The sequence below is a fragment of the Acinetobacter sp. F16 genome (assembly GCF_052712855.1).
Window position 1 is genome coordinate 50,667 of record NZ_JBRATK010000010.1, and the last position, 19,620, is coordinate 70,286.

Below are 19,620 nucleotides of genomic sequence, written 5' to 3' on the forward strand. Positions count from 1 at the left end.
ACCCATAAAAATATTTTTGGATCTGATTTAAAAAAATGGCAATCGATTGCTATTTTTTTTGCATTGAAAATTGTACCAATTTTGATTAAAAAAGAAAGGAATGGAAACTGGACTGAAATGCTAGGAAATTCGTAACTGTACGAATCCATATAGTTGAAGATTCAGGTATAATCACAACATCTGATAAATATGTATACATGAGGAGATCACATGACTGTAGATGTCACTGAAACCATTACTCAAACTGTTCATCCCGCGTTTCAGTTGATACGTCAACACCATGTTGAGGCCTTAGACGTTTTTGTGTCTGAATATAAACATAAAGTGACGGGCGCAACGCATTATCACCTTGCAAGCGATCTGGACGAAAATGTCTTTTTGGTGGCGTTTCGTACTCAACCGATGGATTCAAAAGGTGAGGCGCATATTTTAGAACATACCGCATTATGTGGTTCTGAAAAATTCCCTGTTCGTGACCCATTCTTCCTGATGATTCGTCGTTCACTGAATACTTTTATGAATGCGTTTACCTCAGCGGACTGGACAGCTTATCCATTTGCAACGCAAAACAAAAAAGACTTTCAAAACTTGCTGGAAGTGTATTTAGATGCTGCTTTTGCTGCGAATTTAAACGAGCTGGACTTTGCTCAAGAAGGTATTCGTATCGAGCTTGAAGATGGTCAGCCAGTCTACAAAGGCGTGGTGTTTAATGAAATGAAAGGGGCGATGAGTTCTCCTTCAGATCAGCTGTATCATCAATTGGCGCATCATTTATTCCCGAAAACTACCTATCATTACAATTCAGGTGGTGATCCTAAAGATATTCCAGATTTAACTTACCCAGAGTTAGTCAATTTCTATAAGTCGCATTACCATCCAAGTAATGCGGTGTTTATGACCTTTGGTAATGAATCTGCCTATCACTTGCAAGAACAATTTGAAACTTTGGCCTTGTCTAAATTTGAGAAAGGTCAAACGCTGCATTCAACGCCTGAAACCCGTTTAACAGCACCGGTTGAAGTCACAGAAACTTATGCAGTAGATGCTGAAGATTTAAAAGATAAAACTTATCACGTGATTTCATGGTTATTGCCTGAAGCGAGCGATATTAAACTGCGCTTAGGCATGCGTCTGGTTGAAGGGATTTTGCTTGAAGATTCTGCTTCGCCATTACGTCATTACCTGGAAACCTGTGATTATGCACAATCTACCGGTCCAATTATGGGCGTAGATGATTCCAACTTTGAAATCACCTTTTTCTGTGGCGTGCAAGGTTCAAATCCTGAAAATGCGCAAGAATTTAAAGAAGGTGTATTCAAAATTCTGCAAGAGGTTGCCTCTAAACCGGTTGATTCCGCAATGGTCGATGCCATTTTGCATCAGATTGAATTGCATCAACGTGAAATCAATGGCGACGGTATGCCATATGGTTTAAGCCTGATTTTAAATGGTTTAGGCAGTGTGATTCATCACAGTGACCCAATTCATGTTTGGGACGTGGATACCGCGATTGAGCAAGTTAAAGAAGAGCTCAAAGACCCAATGTGGCTGTCGAATCTGATTCAAGAACATTTGCTTGATAATCCACATCGTGTGCAAATGACCTTAGTACCCGATGCAACTAAATCTGCCAAGGAAGCTGAAGCAGAAAAAGCACGTTTGGCTGAAATTGGTGCCAAACTGACTGATGAGCAAAAAGCTGAAATTATCAAGCAAACTGAAGCCTTAAAAGTTCGTCAAGATACCCCAGACGACATGAACCTGTTGCCAAAAGTGGGCCTTGAAGATGTGCCTGCTGATCTGCATATTGTGCAAGGTCAATTGCGTGAAATTATCAGTAATAATCACGATACGCCTTTGAATTTGTACCATGCCGGTACCAACGGCATTTACTATCAACAAGTGACGGTTAAAATTCCGGATGAAGTGGTGCAATCGCCATATTTCAACTTGCTGTCTGTTTTGTTGGGCGAAGTCGGTGCGGGCGAGTACGATTATCTTGAGCTTCAGCAACTGCAAACAGCAGTCAGTGGTGGCGTTGGGATGGGCGCATCTTTACGTTCAAAAGTGGATGATAAAAATAAAATCAGCGCATGGTTGACCTTGACCACCAAATCGCTGGTGAATAATTTTGAAGCGATCCGCATATTGAAGTTGGCATTTGAGCAACTGCGTTTTGATGAAAAAGACCGCATTATTGAATTATTGCAACAGCGTAAAACACGTTGGCAATCACGTATTTCAGGTTCAGGTCATAGTTATGCGATGCAAATTGCATCACGTAATTGCAGTGCTTTGGCGCAGCGTGATTATCAAAATACCGGCTTGGGTGCACTGAACTGGTTAACTGAGCTGGTGGCTAAAATTGAAAATGATGAAGCTGCGTATGACGCGTTAATTGCGGAATTAAAAGCCATTCATCGTCTACTTTTACAAGCACCGAAACAATTCTTGCTGGTATGCGAAGAGCATCAGTCAGATCGCTTGATTGAAGAAATTCAAGACGTTTGGGATAAATTGGCCGTTGATAAAACCCCAGTGGAATTAACGACAATTTTCACAGAAAATAGCAATAAAGACGAAGCATGGCTAATTCAGGCCAATGTTCAGTTCTGCGCTTCAGCTTATGCTGCTGTAGAAGTCTCTCATCCGGATGCAGCACCTTTAATGGTCTTGGCTGCATATTTGCGTAATGGCTTCTTGCATAGTGCGATTCGTGAAAAAGGTGGAGCTTACGGTGGTGGTGCGAGTTATGACGGCAATGCATGTTCATTCCGTTTCTATAGCTACCGTGATCCACGCTTGGCAGAAACATTTAAAGACTTTGAAGCAAGTATTGACTGGTTGTTAAATACTGAACATCTAGAGCATCAGCTTGAAGAAGCAATCTTGGGCTTGGTTGCGAGCATGGATAAACCGGGTTCTCCTGCGGGTGAAGCGATTAGTGCTTGCTATGCTTTATTGCATGCACGTACGCCTGCAGTTCGAAAACAATTGCGTGCGCGTTTACTCGCAGTAACTTTGGATGATTTAAAACGAGTTGCAGAACAATATCTGGTTAATCAAAAACCAGTGAAAGCTGTGGTTGCACCCGTTGCAAAACGAGATGCCTTGCTTGAACTTGGCTTTGATATCAAACAAGTAAACTAAAAGCTAAGGGTGGTTGATATTTCATAAATGGTTTGCGCTGTAGGCTAAAATTGAGCATAAGACGTAAAGGTCTTAAAGCATCAAACCCAGAGAATAGTAAGACTATTTTTAGGTTTTATCGCGAAATATGAAAAAATTTTAGCCTGCAGTTTACAGCTTGAGTATAGTTTTTTTGCAGCTATTTCGCTACGAAGCAGTATTTAGAATGACTCAATATTCTGCTCTGTATCTGCTATGCGCTAAAAAAACATGCGTGGTCGCAAAGCATAGATGAAAGGTCAACAGCCCCTCATTTGAGGTAATGTTAAATGGCGTTCAAAAGCGTTGAACGTACTACTTTGCAACTGAGCATGATTATGCTCAGTTCGTTGTATGTGACGAATGTAAATGCAGTAAATCCGGAATCTTTAATTACACCCGCCAGTCCTGAAGCGTGTGTGGCATTAGAATCCAATGCAGATCGGCTGGCTTGTTACGATACTTTGTTTAAAGTTGCTGAGGCTGATAAAATACCGCTGCTTTCTGAACGCCAGGCAGCAAATGAAATTGCGCCTAAGTCGACTGAACCAGAAACAATCAAAGAAAAAATCAGCAATGGGGTCAGTAGCGTATTTGCTGCTGAAGGTCCGAAAATAGACCCGAATAGTTCTTTGCTGGATAAGCGCTGGGAATTGTCTTCTGACAGTAAACTCGGTACTTGGAATATTCGTGCGCATCAACCGGTTTATCTGATGCCAGGTTTCTGGACGTCTGATAAAAATGAACGTCCTTCCAGTCCGAATGAAAACAATACCGTGCTCGTGGGTGATGACCAAAATCTGAAATCGATGGAAGCGAAATTCCAGTTGTCATTAAAAACCAAAGCGGTCGAAAACCTGTTTGGTGATAATGGTGATATCTGGTTTGGTTATACGCAATCATCACGCTGGCAAGTTTACAATGCGGATGAATCACGTCCTTTTCGTGAAACCAACTATGAACCTGAAGCCAGTCTGATTTTTCGCACCAACTATGAAATATTGGGTTTAAATGCGCGCCTGCTTGGTTTGACTTTTAACCACCAGTCTAATGGCCGTGCAGATCCTTTATCGCGTAGCTGGAACCGCGTGATGCTGAATCTTGGTTTTGAGCGCGATAACTTTGCCTTGATGGTGCGTCCGTGGTATCGCATTGAAGAAGATGCCAAAGACGATAATAACCCCGATATTAAAAACTACATCGGTCGTGGTGATTTAACAGCATTCTACCGAAAAAATGATCACGAATTTTCACTGATGCTGCGTCACTCGCTTAAAGGCGGTGATGATGCCCATGGTGCAGCCCAGTTTGATTGGGCATTCCCGATTAGTGGGAAATTACGTGGACACTTCCAGTTGTTTGATGGTTATGGTGAAAGTCTGATTGACTATAACCACCGTGCCACCTATGTGGGTCTAGGGGTGTCATTGATGAATTGGTATTAAAATTTATCAGGGCATTATAAAAAAACCACTCGCTTGAGTGGTTTTTTTATATCGAAAATTAACAGCAATTAGCCAATTTGAATATCTGCCGGAGGATGTTTTAAACGGCTCTTTTTAGGTGTCGCAATCAGGTAGGCTAAGGTCAGTGGTCCTAAACGACCCGCAAACATCAGTAAAATTAACGCAATCAAGCTTGCCGGTTGCAGTTCACTGGTCACGCCACGGGACAAGCCTACAGTACAGGCGGCTGAAACCGCTTCAAAGAGCAAATCCAGAAAGTCTTTTTCTGGTTCTAAAATGAGCAGGGCGAAAAATCCAAGAAAGATTAATATGGCTGTAATTGAAACGACGGCTAAAGCTTTAAATGAGGTGGTCTTGGGAACGGAATGGTTAAAGATTCGCAATTCTTCGGAACGGCGTAAAAAAGTAATGACACTTAAAACCACAATAATAAAGGTACCGACTTTAATGCCACCTGCAGTACTTAAGGAACCTCCGCCAATAAACATCAAGATCATGGTGACTAGGGTAGAGGCATCGGTCATGCTGGACACATCTAGGCTGTTAAAACCCGCGGATCTTGGAACCGTGGCATGAAACCAGGCATTTAGAGCCTGATCGCCTACACTCATGCTGGAAAGTGTCAGCGGATTGTTGGCTTCCAATATCCAAATGACGATAAAGGCAGCCAGATTTAGCCCTGCAATGGTGGAGAGTATTAATTTGCTATTGGTACTTAATTTTTTCCAGCGATGGTTACGTTTAATATCCATCAGTACCACAAAGCCAATGCCACCAATAATGTAGAGCATGCTGATGGTAAAGGTAATCAAGTAATGGTCTGCAAAACTCATCAAACTATTCGGGAAAAGGGAAAACCCGCCGTTGTTAAAGGCAGAAACGCTATAAAAAGCGGCATAGAAAAATGCGTGGGCGAAATCGTATTCCTGCATCCAGGCAATGGTGAGAATAACCGTACCAACAGCTTCAAAGAATAAGGAATATAAAAGCACGCCTTTAATGGTGAAAGACACTTTGGCCAGACTGGTTTGACCAATGGTTTCCTGCGCCATCATTTGCTGTTTTAATCTGATGTTGGAAGACAGGCTAAGTGCAGCAAGAATAGCAAAGGTCATAAAACCCAAGCCACCCACCTGCAGCAGAAGCATAATCACCACTTGACCAAAGGTGGTAAAAGCTTCTCCGACATTGACCACAGAAAGTCCGGTAATGGTCACGGCAGAGGTTGCGGTAAACAGTGCATTAAGCCAGCTTAATTCCCCGTGATGTGAAATGGGGAGTTTAAGCAATAAGGTACCGGCACAGATAAAACTTAAGAACCCAAAGGCAAGTAAACTGGGAGGGCTTAAATTGACGTTTTGGGATTTACTGTTTTTTGGTTGATTCATATTTTATTTAAACCGGGCAGACAGTTTGCGTAAAGGTTCAAGTTCACCTTCCACTACTAAAATATCACCTTCTTGCAGAATTAAATTGGGATCAATGGTAAACAGAATTTGATTACCGCGTTTAAACAAGAGCGTTTTAATTTCTGTAACGTGCTCCATTAAATGATTGAAATGTTTACCGTGCAGACTTGCCTTAATTTCGATTTTAACGATGAAGTGATTGTCTTCCAGACCCATATAACGACTGACCATCGGGTAGCTTAAAGACTGAGCCACGCGGGTACCCATATCTTCTTCTGGATGAATGATTTTATCTACGCCAAGATGGGTGAGAATCATGTGATGGGCTTTGGATTTAGCCTTGGCCCAAATCTTGTTCATGCCCATATTCTTTAGATGTAGTACACATAAAATACTGGCCTCTATGTCTTCGCCAATCGCAACCACAACGGCTTCACAGTTTTGAATATTGAGTTCTTTGAGCACATGTTCATCGGTGGCATCGGCAATCACAGCATGGGTGATTTGATCAGAAATACTTTCAACATTTCTTTTGTTGTTATCCATCCCAATCACATCGTGATTTAAGCTCACCAGCTGGGTTGCAATGGTGGAACCAAAACTACCTAAACCGATCACTGCGAATAATGCCATGTTTTGCTTCATCCTTTCTTGCACGTGTTTTTCTATATTTCATATTGGATCAGCACGGCAATGAATTTTAAATTATTCCAGCCTTTATCTTAGCGTTAAAGCGAAACACAACCAACGACTAATCTAGGGCAAATGGTAAATTGAATGAATTGATTTTAAATTTTTTTACCTTGATAAAAGAAATAAATCGGCATAGCAACTGTGGTTCATATGATCATGACATACAAGCCACTATAACTGATGTGCGCAAGTGAGAATTTTGCGCTTAAAAGTCCCAACAAAAATCAAAAAATGCGATCTAACTCATCGTTGCCAAGTATTTTCTTTTGGTTGCATAGATCAGCATGGAATAAGCCATCGCTGTGAAAGTAGTCACGATAAGCATCGAAAAGACTGTTTATAGCGTTAAATTGCTGTTTGAAATGAAATTTTTAGCCCATAAAAATAAAGACAAAATTAACCAAACCAGCAAGGAAATATATAGAAATTACTTCCAGCTTTGAATTTCACATTCCTGTTTTATAGTTATTGATTTTAGTTAAAAATATATAGCGCTATGTTTTTATAAAGTTAAAAAAAATAGCCTGTAAAATGACAGGCTATTTCCAGGGATTTCAGGGCTTATTTTAGGAAACGCTGATAACCCAGATTATTGGTAATTTCTGCATATGGATAAGTGATACTTTCCAAAGTCTCAATTAAACCATCCGGATTCTGTTTTGCGTCGCTTGCTTCCAAGCCAACCAGTACACGACCTTCCGCAGCACCGTGGTTACGGTAGTGGAACAGGGTAATGTTGTGGGTTGGACCAAGGCGTTCTAGGAAAGTCAGTAATGCACCCGGACGTTCCGGGAACTCGACACGGAATAAACGCTCATTTTCGATGTCCGCATGACCACCGACCAAATAACGGATATGCAGTTTTGCAACTTCATCATCAGACAAATCATCTACATCATATTGAACTTTTAAAGTTTCATAAATGTCATGACGTTCTTTTTCGCCACCTTTGAGGCTAATACCGACAAACACTTGAGCGGCACTAGACGTGCTGGCACGGTAGTTAAACTCAGTGATATTACGTCCTTGAAGGGCGCGGCAGAAGTTCAGGAATGAACCTTTTTCTTCAGGAATGGTCACGGCAAAAATGGCTTCTTTACGTTCACCGAGTTCAGTACGTTCAGCAATATAACGTAAACGGTCAAAGTTCATGTTGGCACCGCAAACAATCGACACCATGTTTTTATTTTCTATGCCATGTTCAGCCACATATTTTTTGATCCCTGCAAGTGCCATGGCACCAGAAGGTTCAACAATACTGCGGCATTCATCATAAGTATCTTTAATTGCCGCACAGATCTCGTCTGTGTTGACCAAGACCACATCGCGTTCAACAATTGGACCTGAGTTATCTGATTTTTGCAGGCGAATCACGTCAAATGGTTTTGCACCAATTTGAGCAACCGCCGTACCATCCGCAAATAAACCCACAGATGGAAGAATCACACGTTCATTGGCTTCAAAGGCTGCTTTTAGGCAAGCAGATTCATCATATTCCACAGGAATAACTTTCACGTGTGGAGCAACATCGCCCAGGTAAGCAGCAACCCCGGCAATTAAACCGCCACCGCCCACTGCAACGAATACATATTCAACATCACGCCATTGACGTAAAATTTCATTGGCAATGGTGCCTTGACCGGCCATAACGAGTTCATCATCGTATGGCGGAATGAAAGTCATGCCTTCATCTTGCGCACACTGAATGGCATATTTATTGGCAACGTCAAAAGAATCGCCGTGTAATACCACTTCGCCACCCAGGCGTTTTACCGCTTGGACTTTAATATCCGGTGTGGTTTTCGGCATCACAATAATGGCGCGAATTCCCAGTTTTTTACCAGATAGAGCCACACCTTGCGCATGGTTACCTGCTGAAGCCGTAATAACGCCACGTTCCAACTGAGATTTCGGTAATTGACTAATACGGTTATAAGCACCGCGTAGTTTAAAGGAAAAGACAGGTTGTAAATCTTCGCGTTTAAAGCGAATGTTGTTGTTTAGCTTTTCACTAATTCGTGGCGCTGCTTCGAGTGGAGTTTCGATTGCAACGTCATACACCGTTGCTTGTAATATTTGTCGAACCAAACGAGACAGCATGTTAATTTTCCATCTAACAGTTTAAAATAGATCTTTATTGTAACAAACCCCTGTACATTTGGGCTGAATAATTCAGCAACAAATGTCAAAAAATAGTTGAGCCAAGTTATGAGTCTGTATGCTACCCAAGATGAAAAGAAACAAGCTGCTGCGAAAGCAGCTTTAAAGCACTTGCCTAAAGGCGGGATTTTGGGTGTAGGTACAGGAAGTACTGTGAACTTCCTCATTGAATTATTACCAGAATTGCAATTGGAAGCTGCGGTGGCAAGTTCTGAAGCAACAGCACAGCGCCTTAAAAAATTAGGTATTGAAGTGGTCGACATGAACTCTGTGGGCGGTTTGGATGCTTATGTAGATGGTGCAGATGAAATTGAACGTCATATGCACATGATTAAAGGTGGCGGTGCAGCATTAACACGTGAAAAAATTGTCGCTTCAATTGCGAAAAAATTTGTGTGTATCGTCGATGATTCCAAATGGGTTGAGCAATTGGGGCATGATTTCCCATTACCTGTAGAAGTCATTCCAATGGCACGTTCTGCTGTGGCGCGTAAAATTGTGTCTCTCGGCGGTGATCCGGTTTATCGTGAAGGTGTAGTGACCGATAACGGTAACGTGATTTTAGATGTGCATAACTTCAATATCTTGAATGCACTTGAACTTGAAAAAACCCTCAATAATATTCCGGGTGTAGTGTGTAACGGTATCTTCGCGATTAACAAAGCGGATATTGCGGTTGTTGCAACTGATAATGGTATTGAAGAACGTACTGCGGTTTAATCTATATGAAATTTCTATGTAAATTGAGTTTCGATTTATATTTTAATTTCTAATGAAAGTTCCCTCTCCTTTAAAAGGAGAGGGTTAGGGAGAAGATTTATATGAAGAATCCCCTCATCCTAACCTTCTCCCTCAGGGAGAAGGGACTTTTCAATATTAATTTCACTACCATTATTGAATATTTAGAATCCCTTTAAAACATTCTCTTAGAAAATGTGAGATGTGAACTTCCGTTAGGAAGGGGATTCAAATTATAAAATTATAGATAAATGACCACAAACTTACCAGAAATTCAAATCACTCGAAAATTACGCGCAACACGCTTGAGACTGCGCGTAGAGCCGATGCAAATTAAATTAACTGTGCCGCAGTTTTGCACACAGCGCCAAGTTCAAGACTTCTTAAAACAATCAGAACAATGGATGATTGAAACATGGCAGAAGCAGCAGGAAAAAACAGGGCAGATTGATAAAAGCTTACCGACCGAATTAAAGCTTTTCAATTTAGATCAACCTTTACAGATCATTTATCAAACCCAAAAGCAGTCATTTATTTTTGATGATCAAAATTTACAACTTTCAGTGAGTGATCGTCAGCCTGAACAGTATCTAAAAGCTTTTGTAATTGCTTATGCCAAACAGTATCTGCCTCTTTATTTAGATCAAATTAGTAATTTATGTAATCTGAAATTTGGAAAGTGTGCGGTTCGGCAGCCTAAAACCCGTTGGGGAAGTTGTACATCTAAGCATGATATTATGTTAAATAGCGGCTTGGTTCTATTTCCTGAAAAGCTTGCCCGTTATGTCTGTGTGCATGAATTAGCACATACCAAGCACTTTGATCATAGCCCGCATTTTTGGGCGGAAGTTCACAAGCATGATGCCAATTTTCAACAGCATCGGAAATTGTTAAAAACTACGCCAATGCCATATTGGTGGTATTAATTCTACCAATATTCAGTCGGGCTCAGACATTTTATTACGACAAGCCTGCTTTTTTACATGGAAAATTATTAAAAATAAAAAGTTTACATCCAAATCAGGAGGTGTTTGGTGGGAATCAAATAGCTGTAGCATTAGACCGAGTTATTAAAGTCGATGGTGCTGAGGGCTTGGTAAAAACAAAACTGATCCAATTGATTGATATGAATGAAAGTCGTTATTTCATAATGTTTAAGAATGAAGGAATACCTGTAGCTATTGCGTGTGAGGAACTATTTAGAGGACATACAGCACATCACACTACAAAAGTTTTATGTGTTGTGAAAGCGGTTCAGTTTAAGTAAAGATGTATTGGGATAAAGCAGTTGCTGCTTAGGTGCTTTAAGAAGAGTGAATCGTCTTTTAATTAGGAGATTTTTATTTTTAGGTTGTGTTATTTATTAGCGCTAAGAGTCAATATGCAGATAATAATAATCTTTCAGACAGTGAATTTAACAAGCAAACTCATTCAAAACAGTTCAGAAAACCAAAACTTCCTGTCATACTACGCAGTTACGAAATGAAAACTTTAGATTTGAGGTAGTGATCGTGATTACTGTTGGTATTGTCGGTGGTACAGGTTATACAGGCGTTGAATTGTTACGTCTTTTACTACGACACCCAAATGTGCAAGTCAATGTACTGACATCACGTACCGAAAAAGGTCGCCGTGTAGATGATATGTTCCCAAGCTTACGCGGTCATACCGATCTTGAATATTCAGATTTAAACATTGATGAACTCAAAAAATGCGATGTGGTTTTCTTTGCAACCCCTCATGGTGTGGCAATGAAACACGCGGCAGAACTGGTTGCAGCAAATACTAAAGTTATCGACTTGGCAGCGGATTTCCGTTTGCAAAACTTGGAACAGTTTGAAAAATGGTATGGTCTTGAACATGCCTGCCCAGATATTTTAAAAGATTCAGTGTACGGTTTATCAGAACTGAATCGTGACAGAATCAAACAAGCCAGCGTGATTGGTAACCCGGGTTGCTATCCAACTACGGTACAACTGGGTCTTGCGCCATTATTTAAACAGGCTGAAGCATTAGTAAAACCTGAAAGTATTATTATTGATGCAAAATCGGGGGTTTCTGGTGCAGGTCGTAAAGCAAGCCTCGGCATGATTTATTCTGAAAATGCTGACAACTTCAAAGCCTATGGCGTGGCAGGTCACCGTCATCATCCTGAAATTGTGGAAGCACTGGAAAATATTTCGGGACTTAAAGATGTGTTTAATCACATCTTATTTGTACCGCATTTGGTTCCGATGATTCGTGGCATGCTTAGCACCATTTATGTCGATTTAACCGATGCAGGTGATGCAGCAGATCTTCAAAGCGTATATGAACAGTTCTATGCGCATGAACAGTTTGTTGATGTAATGCCAGCAAACAGTTCACCTGAAACACGTTCTGTGCGTGGTGCAAACCAGCTTCGCATTGCCTTGTATAAACCACAGCCGAAAAAACTGGTTGTTTTATCCGTACAAGACAATTTGGTCAAAGGTGCTGCGGGTCAAGCTGTGCAAAATATGAACCTGATGTTCGGTTTTGCTGAAAATGCAGGTCTGGCAGGTATTGGTTTATTACCATAAAAAACGTTTTTCAGCTTCACACACATTTGGATTTGGATTTAAATGTGTGTTTTGAATGAATCAAAATAAGAGATGATGATGCCGAACACTGAATCAAATACTCCGTCACAACAGACTCCACTGAGTAAAAAGCTTTTTGCTAAGGGGAATTTACCTTTAGCCATTGGAGCTGCAATTCTGGTTGCGGGGAGTGGCTTGCTGGGCTATTCAGTTGGGCATCGGCAAGGTTTGACGGTTGTCGGCTATGAAGCGGATGCTGAACAGCTGGTTGAAGTTGTGCAAAAGCAAAAGACTAGCCTGGAAACAATGAATAAAAATTTGAATCTGGCTGTGCAAGAGCGTGATGTTGCCGTGAGTAATTCAAATGATTTGTTTACTGCGCTGAATCAAGCCCGTGAAGATAAAGTCCAGTCTGAAGGTTTGGGGGCAATTTATCGTGAAGTGTTACGCCAACGCGGTGGTCTGAGCCTAACGATCCAGAATATTGGAATTAAACCTTTACCTGACAATGCTTATGAATACGAACTGGATTTGGTACAAGTTAGCCCGAACAAACGTAGCACCTCTGGAACTGTGGAAATACGCTTGATTCAGGGTACAGAAGTTCTGGTTGTTCCCATGGAAGACAAGAACTTTAATTTTCAAGATTACGAGCGTTTAACAGGCCGCTGGACTATGCCTAAAGGTTTTACTCCACAATTCATTGAAGTTCGTTTAACCGGTGGAACAAGTACGCCAGTGATTAAACGTTTTAGTTGGGGCCGTGGTAAACCGATTGAGAGTCAATCTGCATTTATTTCTGAAATTCCTCAAGCAGAAGCAAATGCACAATAAATGTGAATTTTAAATCCTATGCGAATGAATAAGCGTCAAAATTGTTTAAATGCCATCAAAAGTTCCTTTCATCAATCAGGATATGTCGATTGGCATATTAGTCCACGCTTAAGCAATGACTCGCAAGATGAATCTGAGGGTGAGATCGCGGTGCAGACTGCGCCACCCGAATTAAAACGTCCACCCATGTATGCTGTTGTTTTGATGAACGATGATTACACCCCAATGGACTTTGTAATTGAAATTTTACAACAATACTTTGCTTTGAATCTTGACCAAGCGACCCAAGTAATGCTAACTGTACATTATGAAGGGAAAGGTGTTGCAGGCGTTTATCCACGAGACATTGCGGAAACGAAAGCGAACCAAGTCAATAATTATGCTCGGTCACAAGGTCATCCATTGCTTTGTCAGATTGAGCCAAAAGATTAAGGGGATTACATGCTCAGTCGTCAATTAGAAGTATCTTTACGTTTGGCTGTAAGCATGGCTCGTCAAAAGAGACATGAGTTTCTCACGGTTGAACATTTATTGTTGGCTTTACTTGATAATGACTCTGCTGTAAATGCGCTAAAAGCGTGTGGTGCGGACATTATCGTTCTTCGTAAAGAGCTAGAAGAATACGTTGAACAACACACCCCTAAATTAGGCGAACATAGCGATCAGGCGCCACATCCGACTGAAAGTTTCGATCGTATTCTGCAGCGTGCGATTTTCCATGTGCAATCCAGCGGTGGTGATCGGACTGTTGAAGGTGCAGACATTCTTGTTGCAATGTACTCTGAACGTGACTCTTTTGCGGTTTACTTGCTTAAACGTCATCAAATTAACCGTTTAACTTTAACTCAATATTTATCTCATGGTACGCGCAAAGAAGAAGTGCAAGCCGAAGAAGAAGTTGAAGAGTTAGATGGTGAAACATCGGGTTCTTCAAATGCAGGACCACTCGATTTATATACCACCAATTTGAATGTTGAAGCTCAAAAAGGAAAAACAGACCCTTTAATTGGGCGTGAAAAAGAAATTGAACGTGCAGCGCAAATTTTATGTCGCCGCCGTAAAAACAATCCTTTGCTGGTCGGTGACCCGGGCGTGGGTAAAACTTCAATCGCTGAAGGCTTGGCTTGGCTGATTGTGAACGGTAAAGCGCCTAAACCGCTGGCTCATGCAGAAGTGTACAGCTTGGATATTGGTGCGTTGGTTGCAGGTACAAAATATCGCGGTGACTTTGAAAAACGTCTGAAACAATTGTTGAATGCGTTGAAAAAGAAACCAGAAGCAATTTTGTTTATTGATGAAATTCACATGATTATTGGTGCAGGCTCAAGCATGGGCAGCACCATGGATGCATCAAACTTGATTAAACCTGCTTTATCGAATGGTTCTTTGCGTTGCATCGGTTCAACCACTTTCCAGGAATATCGCCAGGTTTTTGAAAAAGATCATGCTTTGTCTCGTCGTTTCCAGAAGATCGATGTCAATGAGCCGTCTATTCCTGAAACGATTGATATTTTACGTGGCTTAAAATCTAAGTTTGAAGATTTTCATCATGTTCAATATGACGATAAATCCTTGGTTGCAGCAGTGGAGTTGTCATCGAAATTTATTAATGATCGCTTCTTGCCGGATAAAGCCATTGATGTGATTGATGAGGCGGGTGCACAGCGCCGTTTGAAAGCAGAGGAAGATGATACTGTAATCACGGTTGAAAATATCGAAGATATCATCTCTAAAATTGCGCGTATTCCCCCGAAAACAGTATCCAAAGATGACAAGACTGTATTGAGTAATCTTGAGCGTGATCTTAAGCGTGTGGTGTTCGGTCAGGATGATGCAATTGAAGCACTCGGTTCTGCGATTAAATTGTCGCGTGCAGGCTTGAAATCACCAGATAAACCGGTGGGTAGCTTTGTGTTTGCTGGCCCAACTGGGGTGGGTAAAACCGAAGTCACCAAGCAGTTGGCTAAGCTGTTAGGTGTGGAACTGGTTCGTTTCGACATGTCTGAATATATGGAGCGTCATGCGGTTTCACGTTTAATTGGAGCCCCTCCAGGTTATGTTGGTTTTGACCAGGGTGGTTTGCTGACAGATGCGATTCATAAAAGTCCACATTGCGTATTGCTACTGGATGAAATTGAAAAAGCACATCCAGATGTGTTTAATTTGTTATTGCAAATTATGGATCATGGCGCATTGACTGATAATAATGGTCGCAAGTCAGACTTCCGTAACGTGATTCTTGTTTTAACCACCAATATTGGTGCGGAAAGTATTTCTCGCGCGAGTATCGGATTTATGGAACAAGACAATAGTAATGACAATAAAGATGCAATGAAGAAAGCATTCTCGCCTGAATTCCGTAACCGTCTCGACGGTGTGATTCAGTTCAATGCGTTGCCAACTACGGTTATTGAAAATGTAGTGGATAAATTCTTGACTGAGTTGCAAGCGCAACTTGATGACAAGAAAGTAATTCTTGAAGTCGATCAAAGTGCGCGTGAATGGATGGCTGAACATGGTTATGACCGTTTAATGGGTGCGCGTCCAATGCAGCGTTTGATTCAGGAACATTTGAAGAAACCGCTTGCTGAGATGATTCTGTTTGGTGAGCTAGCTGAACATGGCGGTAATGTTGCTGTTTCGGTGAAAAAAGAAGATGGCAAGGCAGTGGGCTTGAAACTTGAAGTATTTGAAGATCAAACTGCTGAACCTGCATAATCGTTTGAATTGTTGAAATAACCCGTGTTCGCACGGGTTATTTTGTTTTTATTCCGCTTCATTCGCACCTTCTTTCAAAGAGAGAAGTAGCGAATCAAATGATATAAGAATTCATGGATATTCAAATTACCAAGGTTATTACCACTTTTTGTCTCTTTTTTATTACTGCAATAGCAGAAATTTTGGGCTGTTATTTTCCATATTTAATTTTAAACCAGGGGAAATCACAGTGGTTGTGGTTTCCAGCAGCCTTAAGTCTGGCTGTGTTTGTATGGTTACTAACTTTGCATCCTGCTGCATCAGGTCGAATTTACGCCGCTTATGGCGGGATTTATATCTTTAGCGCTTTAATGTGGCTGCGCTATATCGATCAGGTGATCTTGACGCGCTGGGATATTTTGGGCGGATTGGTAGTTATATTGGGTGCGATGATCATTATTTTACAGCCTCAGGGTTTGATACGTTAGAGAACTAACGTATCAAATAGGCAGGTTAAAACTGACACTCATTATTTTTAATTTTCATATGATAATTTTTATTATCTGAACTGAGTTTGATGGCAACATGATATGGATTTACACGTTGGAATTCATGCTCAAAAAATAAATCACAATTTTGAATTAAATTTTGTTTAATCAGAAGTTTTACTTTTTTATCACCTATATCTTCAGCAAACTGGCTAAAGTCTGGTGTGGTAATGATGCCCTGAATATCAATATGATCGGCATATAAACGCAATTGCTCAATCAGCGTGTTTTGATCAGCTTGAAATGGCATAGTGCGAGAATCTTCATCACTGATGACATCTAAAATTTCATTCAATGCTTTGGTGTCTTTAATTTTATACGTTTGGTCGAGGATTTGCTTTTTAACTAGATATTGGTCGAGTTCCGTGGTTTTGGCTTGTACTGAATTGATGAGAAGCAAACTGCTTAAGCATAAAACGATTATTTTTAAAGGCATGGTTATAAACACTTATAAAAGTTATGGATTTATTATAGTCAGTTGAGCATAAAAAAAGCACCCGAAGGTGCTTAATTTTTTTAAGATTTTCTAATCAATTAGTCTTTTTTTAAATTTTCATTCAGTAAAAATTCAACCAAAGCTTTTTGAGCATGTAAACGGTTTTCTGCTTCATCCCAAACCACGGCATTTTTATGGTCAAGCATATTTTCAGAAATTTCTTCACCCCGGTGAGCAGGCAAGCAGTGCATGAACAGGCAATCTGGATGTGCTAAATCCATAAGTTTTTCATTTACCTGGAAATCGGCAAATGCTTTTTCACGAATTTTCTGCTCTTCTTCTTGCCCCATGCTTGCCCAAACGTCAGTCACGATCAGGTCGGCATTTACTGCAGCATCTTCAGCAGAATCAACAAGCTCTACGCAGTGAGCAAATTCAGACAAGAATTTCTCTTGTGGTTCATAGCCTTTAGGCGCAGCAACTTTTAATTTAAAGCCCCACATATGTGCCGCTTCAATATAAGAGTTACACATATTGTTGCCGTCACCAATCCATGCAACGGTTTTGCCTTCAATAGAACCACGCTGTTCTAAATAAGTTTGCATGTCGGCAAGCAGCTGGCAAGGGTGATGATCATCAGTCAAGGCATTGATGATGGGTACTTTTGAATAAGAAGCAAAGCGTTCTACGATGTCATGACCAAAAGTACGGATCATAATAATATCAAGCATGCTTGAAATCACACGTGCAGAATCTTCAATCGGCTCCCCACGACCCAGTTGAGTATCGCGAGAAGAGAGGAAAATTGCACTACCACCGAATTGACTCATACCTGCTTCGAACGAAACACGTGTGCGGGTACTCGATTTTTCAAAAATCATGCCCATAACTTTACCGACAAAAGGTTGGAACACCTCATTGCTATGTTGCTTGCGTTTAAGTTCAATCGCGCGCTGCAAAATTTGGTTAAGTTCTAAAGTCGATAAATCGCGTAAGGTCAGAAAGTGACGTAGAGCCATGGTTACTCCACAATAATTGCTGAATAGAAAACAAAACAACAATTAGTTGTTGGTTGGTTAAGTGAAAGGGAATCGATTAATATACTATAAGCGGGCAGAATTGCAAAAAAACTAGACTTTTTGATGGCCTTCCAGGAAGCGATCGACGCAATATTCGAAGTATTCGCGCGTTTCTTGATCATTTTCTTGAATTGGAATGCCCATTAAAATCCGCCATTCAATATTCCGGATAATTCCAAAATAGAGTTGAGCAGAGTAAATCGGTTGTTCACATTGGATAATGCCGAGTTCATCCGCTTTTGTTAGTGCGCAGGCTATTGCCATTTGAATGTGTTTTGGACCTTGTTCATTAATATAAAGGGCCAGTTTTGGACTGCGCTGCGTCTGCTCTATAATTAAACGAAAAAAAGCTGCATTCTCTGGAATCACCAAGTGATTTTTAAGATTTATAAGAGTCTGAATTAAATAGGAACGTAGATCATCTTTACTTTGTTCAAAAGGTACACAGATATCTTTAAAAAATTGCTCACGGCGATAATCACAAATTGCAGTAAACAAACCTTCCTTATTGCCGAAAAATTTATAGATCGATGCTTTGGAGCCACCCGCATGATTGACGATGTCATCTAAAGACACTGCATCATAACCACGCTCTAGAAATAGCTCATTTGCGCTAAGTAAAAGTGCCAGGCATCGTTCATGACCACGTTTGGTTTGTGGTATGTCGCGACCTAAGGGTTCTAACTGAGCGAGTTCTTGCATATGGGCTATAGCGTCAATAATCTAATAAATGAAAACATTTGTAATGATAGCAAAAATATGTACACATTTCTTAAAATAAAGGTTTTGTCTTGTTAAGTTACAATTATGAAAAATCGAAATATTATTATAGATTTGGTGAATATTTGACTAAAGTTTTAGAGCATAAGTTCTAAATAGTCATGGATATAAAGGTGTTTATGGATATACTCGGATTTCGATAAGTAAAGTGAAAACTGTGGAAAGGAATATGACACAACAAATGTCTGCAGGCTTAAGATTTAGACAAGCACTGGAAGTGGAAAAACCATTACAAATTATCGGCACAGTAAATGCCTACGCAGCCATGATGGCGAAGGAAGTAGGTTACAAAGCCATTTATGTATCTGGTGCAGGTGTTGCCAATTATTCTTATGGTTTACCTGATTTAGGAATGACCAGTTTAGACAATGTTCTTGAAGATGTTCGTCGTATTACTGAACGTGTAGATACGCCATTGTTGGTAGATATTGATACAGGTTGGGGCGGTGCATTTAATATCGCTCGTACTGTTAAACAAATGATTGCTGCAGGTGCAGCCGCAGTTCATATTGAAGATCAGGTTGCGCAAAAGCGTTGTGGTCACCGTCCAAATAAGGAAATTGTGACTCAACAGGAAATGGTCGACCGTATTAAAGCTGCGGTAGATGCTAAAACCGATTCAAACTTTGTGGTGATGGCACGTACTGATGCCTTGCAAAAAGAAGGCTTGCAAGCGGTTATTGACCGTGCCTGTGCCTGTGTAGAAGCGGGTGCTGATGCTATTTTTGCTGAGGCAATGACTGACATTACCATGTATCGTACAGTGTGTGATGCGGTCGGTGTTCCAGTATTGGCAAACATTACCGAATTTGGTGATACGCCTTATTACACTGTAGATGAGTTGGGTGAACAAGGGATCTCAATGGTGCTCTATCCACTTTCTGCAACGCGTGCAATGCAAAAAGCGGCATTGGAAGTGATGCGCTCTATTCGTGAAAATGGTACGCAAGTTAACGTGTTGGACCAAATGCAACAACGTAAAGAACTTTATGAGTTCCTTGATTATCATACCTTTGAAAACACTTTAGATAAATTGTTTAAATAATTGATT

At 40.7% G+C, this 19,620-nt stretch carries 17 protein-coding genes; 11 read left to right on the plus strand and 6 right to left on the minus strand.

What is annotated here, in order from left to right; all coding sequences use genetic code 11:
* The first annotated feature begins 210 nt into the window (after positions 1–210).
* On the plus strand, positions 211–3,150 hold the full coding sequence (locus ACU0NF_RS07790; RefSeq protein ID WP_445660709.1) for an insulinase family protein: 2,940 nt from the start codon (positions 211–213) through the stop codon (positions 3,148–3,150).
* Between the two features lie 308 nt (positions 3,151–3,458).
* Positions 3,459–4,613, plus strand: a complete 1,155-nt coding sequence (locus ACU0NF_RS07795) for a phospholipase A (RefSeq protein ID WP_445660710.1) — start codon at positions 3,459–3,461, stop codon at positions 4,611–4,613.
* Between the two features lie 68 nt (positions 4,614–4,681).
* Here ACU0NF_RS07795 and ACU0NF_RS07800 read toward each other — a convergent pair whose 3' ends face one another.
* From ACU0NF_RS07800 to ilvA, 3 genes are all read right to left on the minus strand, one after another.
* Positions 4,682–6,022 (minus strand): TrkH family potassium uptake protein, encoded by a 1,341-nt coding sequence (locus ACU0NF_RS07800; RefSeq protein WP_445660711.1) that lies wholly within the window; start codon positions 6,020–6,022, stop codon positions 4,682–4,684.
* Positions 6,023–6,025: 3 nt separating this feature from the next.
* A complete protein-coding gene (locus tag ACU0NF_RS07805; RefSeq protein WP_445660712.1) occupies positions 6,026–6,676 on the minus strand; it encodes a potassium channel family protein in 651 nt (216 codons plus the stop codon).
* A gap of 621 nt (positions 6,677–7,297) precedes the next feature.
* Positions 7,298–8,836 carry a threonine ammonia-lyase, biosynthetic gene (gene ilvA / locus ACU0NF_RS07810; protein ID WP_445660713.1) on the minus strand — a complete coding sequence of 513 codons (1,539 nt, stop codon included), beginning with the start codon at positions 8,834–8,836 and terminating at the stop codon, positions 7,298–7,300.
* A 108-nt stretch (positions 8,837–8,944) separates the two neighbouring features.
* Here ilvA and rpiA point away from each other — a divergent pair, with 108 nt between their 5' ends.
* From rpiA to ACU0NF_RS07850, 8 genes are all read left to right on the plus strand, one after another.
* Complete coding sequence (gene rpiA / locus ACU0NF_RS07815; RefSeq protein WP_445660714.1) at positions 8,945–9,616, plus strand: ribose-5-phosphate isomerase RpiA; 672 nt, start codon at positions 8,945–8,947, stop codon at positions 9,614–9,616.
* Between the two features lie 269 nt (positions 9,617–9,885).
* Positions 9,886–10,560 (plus strand): M48 family metallopeptidase, encoded by a 675-nt coding sequence (locus ACU0NF_RS07820; RefSeq protein WP_445660715.1) that lies wholly within the window; start codon positions 9,886–9,888, stop codon positions 10,558–10,560.
* A complete protein-coding gene (locus ACU0NF_RS07825; protein WP_445660716.1) occupies positions 10,551–10,901 on the plus strand; it encodes a DUF4431 domain-containing protein in 351 nt (116 codons plus the stop codon). The genes ACU0NF_RS07820 and ACU0NF_RS07825 overlap by 10 nt, the downstream gene beginning before the upstream one ends.
* 238 nt (positions 10,902–11,139) lie before the next feature.
* Positions 11,140–12,195 carry an N-acetyl-gamma-glutamyl-phosphate reductase gene (gene argC / locus ACU0NF_RS07830; RefSeq protein ID WP_445660717.1) on the plus strand — a complete coding sequence of 352 codons (1,056 nt, stop codon included), beginning with the start codon at positions 11,140–11,142 and terminating at the stop codon, positions 12,193–12,195.
* A 78-nt stretch (positions 12,196–12,273) separates the two neighbouring features.
* A complete protein-coding gene (locus tag ACU0NF_RS07835) occupies positions 12,274–13,029 on the plus strand; it encodes a DUF6776 family protein (RefSeq protein ID WP_131266426.1) in 756 nt (251 codons plus the stop codon).
* Between the two features lie 18 nt (positions 13,030–13,047).
* Complete coding sequence (gene clpS / locus ACU0NF_RS07840) at positions 13,048–13,461, plus strand: ATP-dependent Clp protease adapter ClpS (protein WP_067724705.1); 414 nt, start codon at positions 13,048–13,050, stop codon at positions 13,459–13,461.
* Positions 13,462–13,470: 9 nt separating this feature from the next.
* Positions 13,471–15,747, plus strand: a complete 2,277-nt coding sequence (gene clpA / locus ACU0NF_RS07845) for an ATP-dependent Clp protease ATP-binding subunit ClpA (RefSeq protein WP_445660718.1) — start codon at positions 13,471–13,473, stop codon at positions 15,745–15,747.
* 113 nt (positions 15,748–15,860) lie between these two features.
* A complete protein-coding gene (locus ACU0NF_RS07850; RefSeq protein WP_445660719.1) occupies positions 15,861–16,214 on the plus strand; it encodes a YnfA family protein in 354 nt (117 codons plus the stop codon).
* 25 nt (positions 16,215–16,239) lie between these two features.
* Here the strand turns inward: ACU0NF_RS07850 and ACU0NF_RS07855 are convergent, their stop codons facing one another.
* The 3 genes from ACU0NF_RS07855 to ACU0NF_RS07865 form a co-directional block, all read right to left on the minus strand.
* Positions 16,240–16,710, minus strand: coding sequence for a hypothetical protein (locus ACU0NF_RS07855; protein WP_445660720.1), 471 nt, complete (start codon positions 16,708–16,710; stop codon positions 16,240–16,242).
* Positions 16,711–16,808: 98 nt separating this feature from the next.
* On the minus strand, positions 16,809–17,729 hold the full coding sequence (gene argF, locus ACU0NF_RS07860) for an ornithine carbamoyltransferase (protein ID WP_131266422.1): 921 nt from the start codon (positions 17,727–17,729) through the stop codon (positions 16,809–16,811).
* 111 nt (positions 17,730–17,840) lie between these two features.
* Entirely contained in the window at positions 17,841–18,491 is a 651-nt protein-coding gene (locus tag ACU0NF_RS07865; RefSeq protein ID WP_131384414.1) for a TetR/AcrR family transcriptional regulator, read from the minus strand.
* Positions 18,492–18,738: 247 nt separating this feature from the next.
* On the opposite strand from ACU0NF_RS07865, the gene prpB reads away from it, so the two are divergent.
* Positions 18,739–19,614 (plus strand): methylisocitrate lyase, encoded by an 876-nt coding sequence (gene prpB / locus ACU0NF_RS07870; protein WP_131318260.1) that lies wholly within the window; start codon positions 18,739–18,741, stop codon positions 19,612–19,614.
* Positions 19,615–19,620 lie beyond the last annotated feature (6 nt).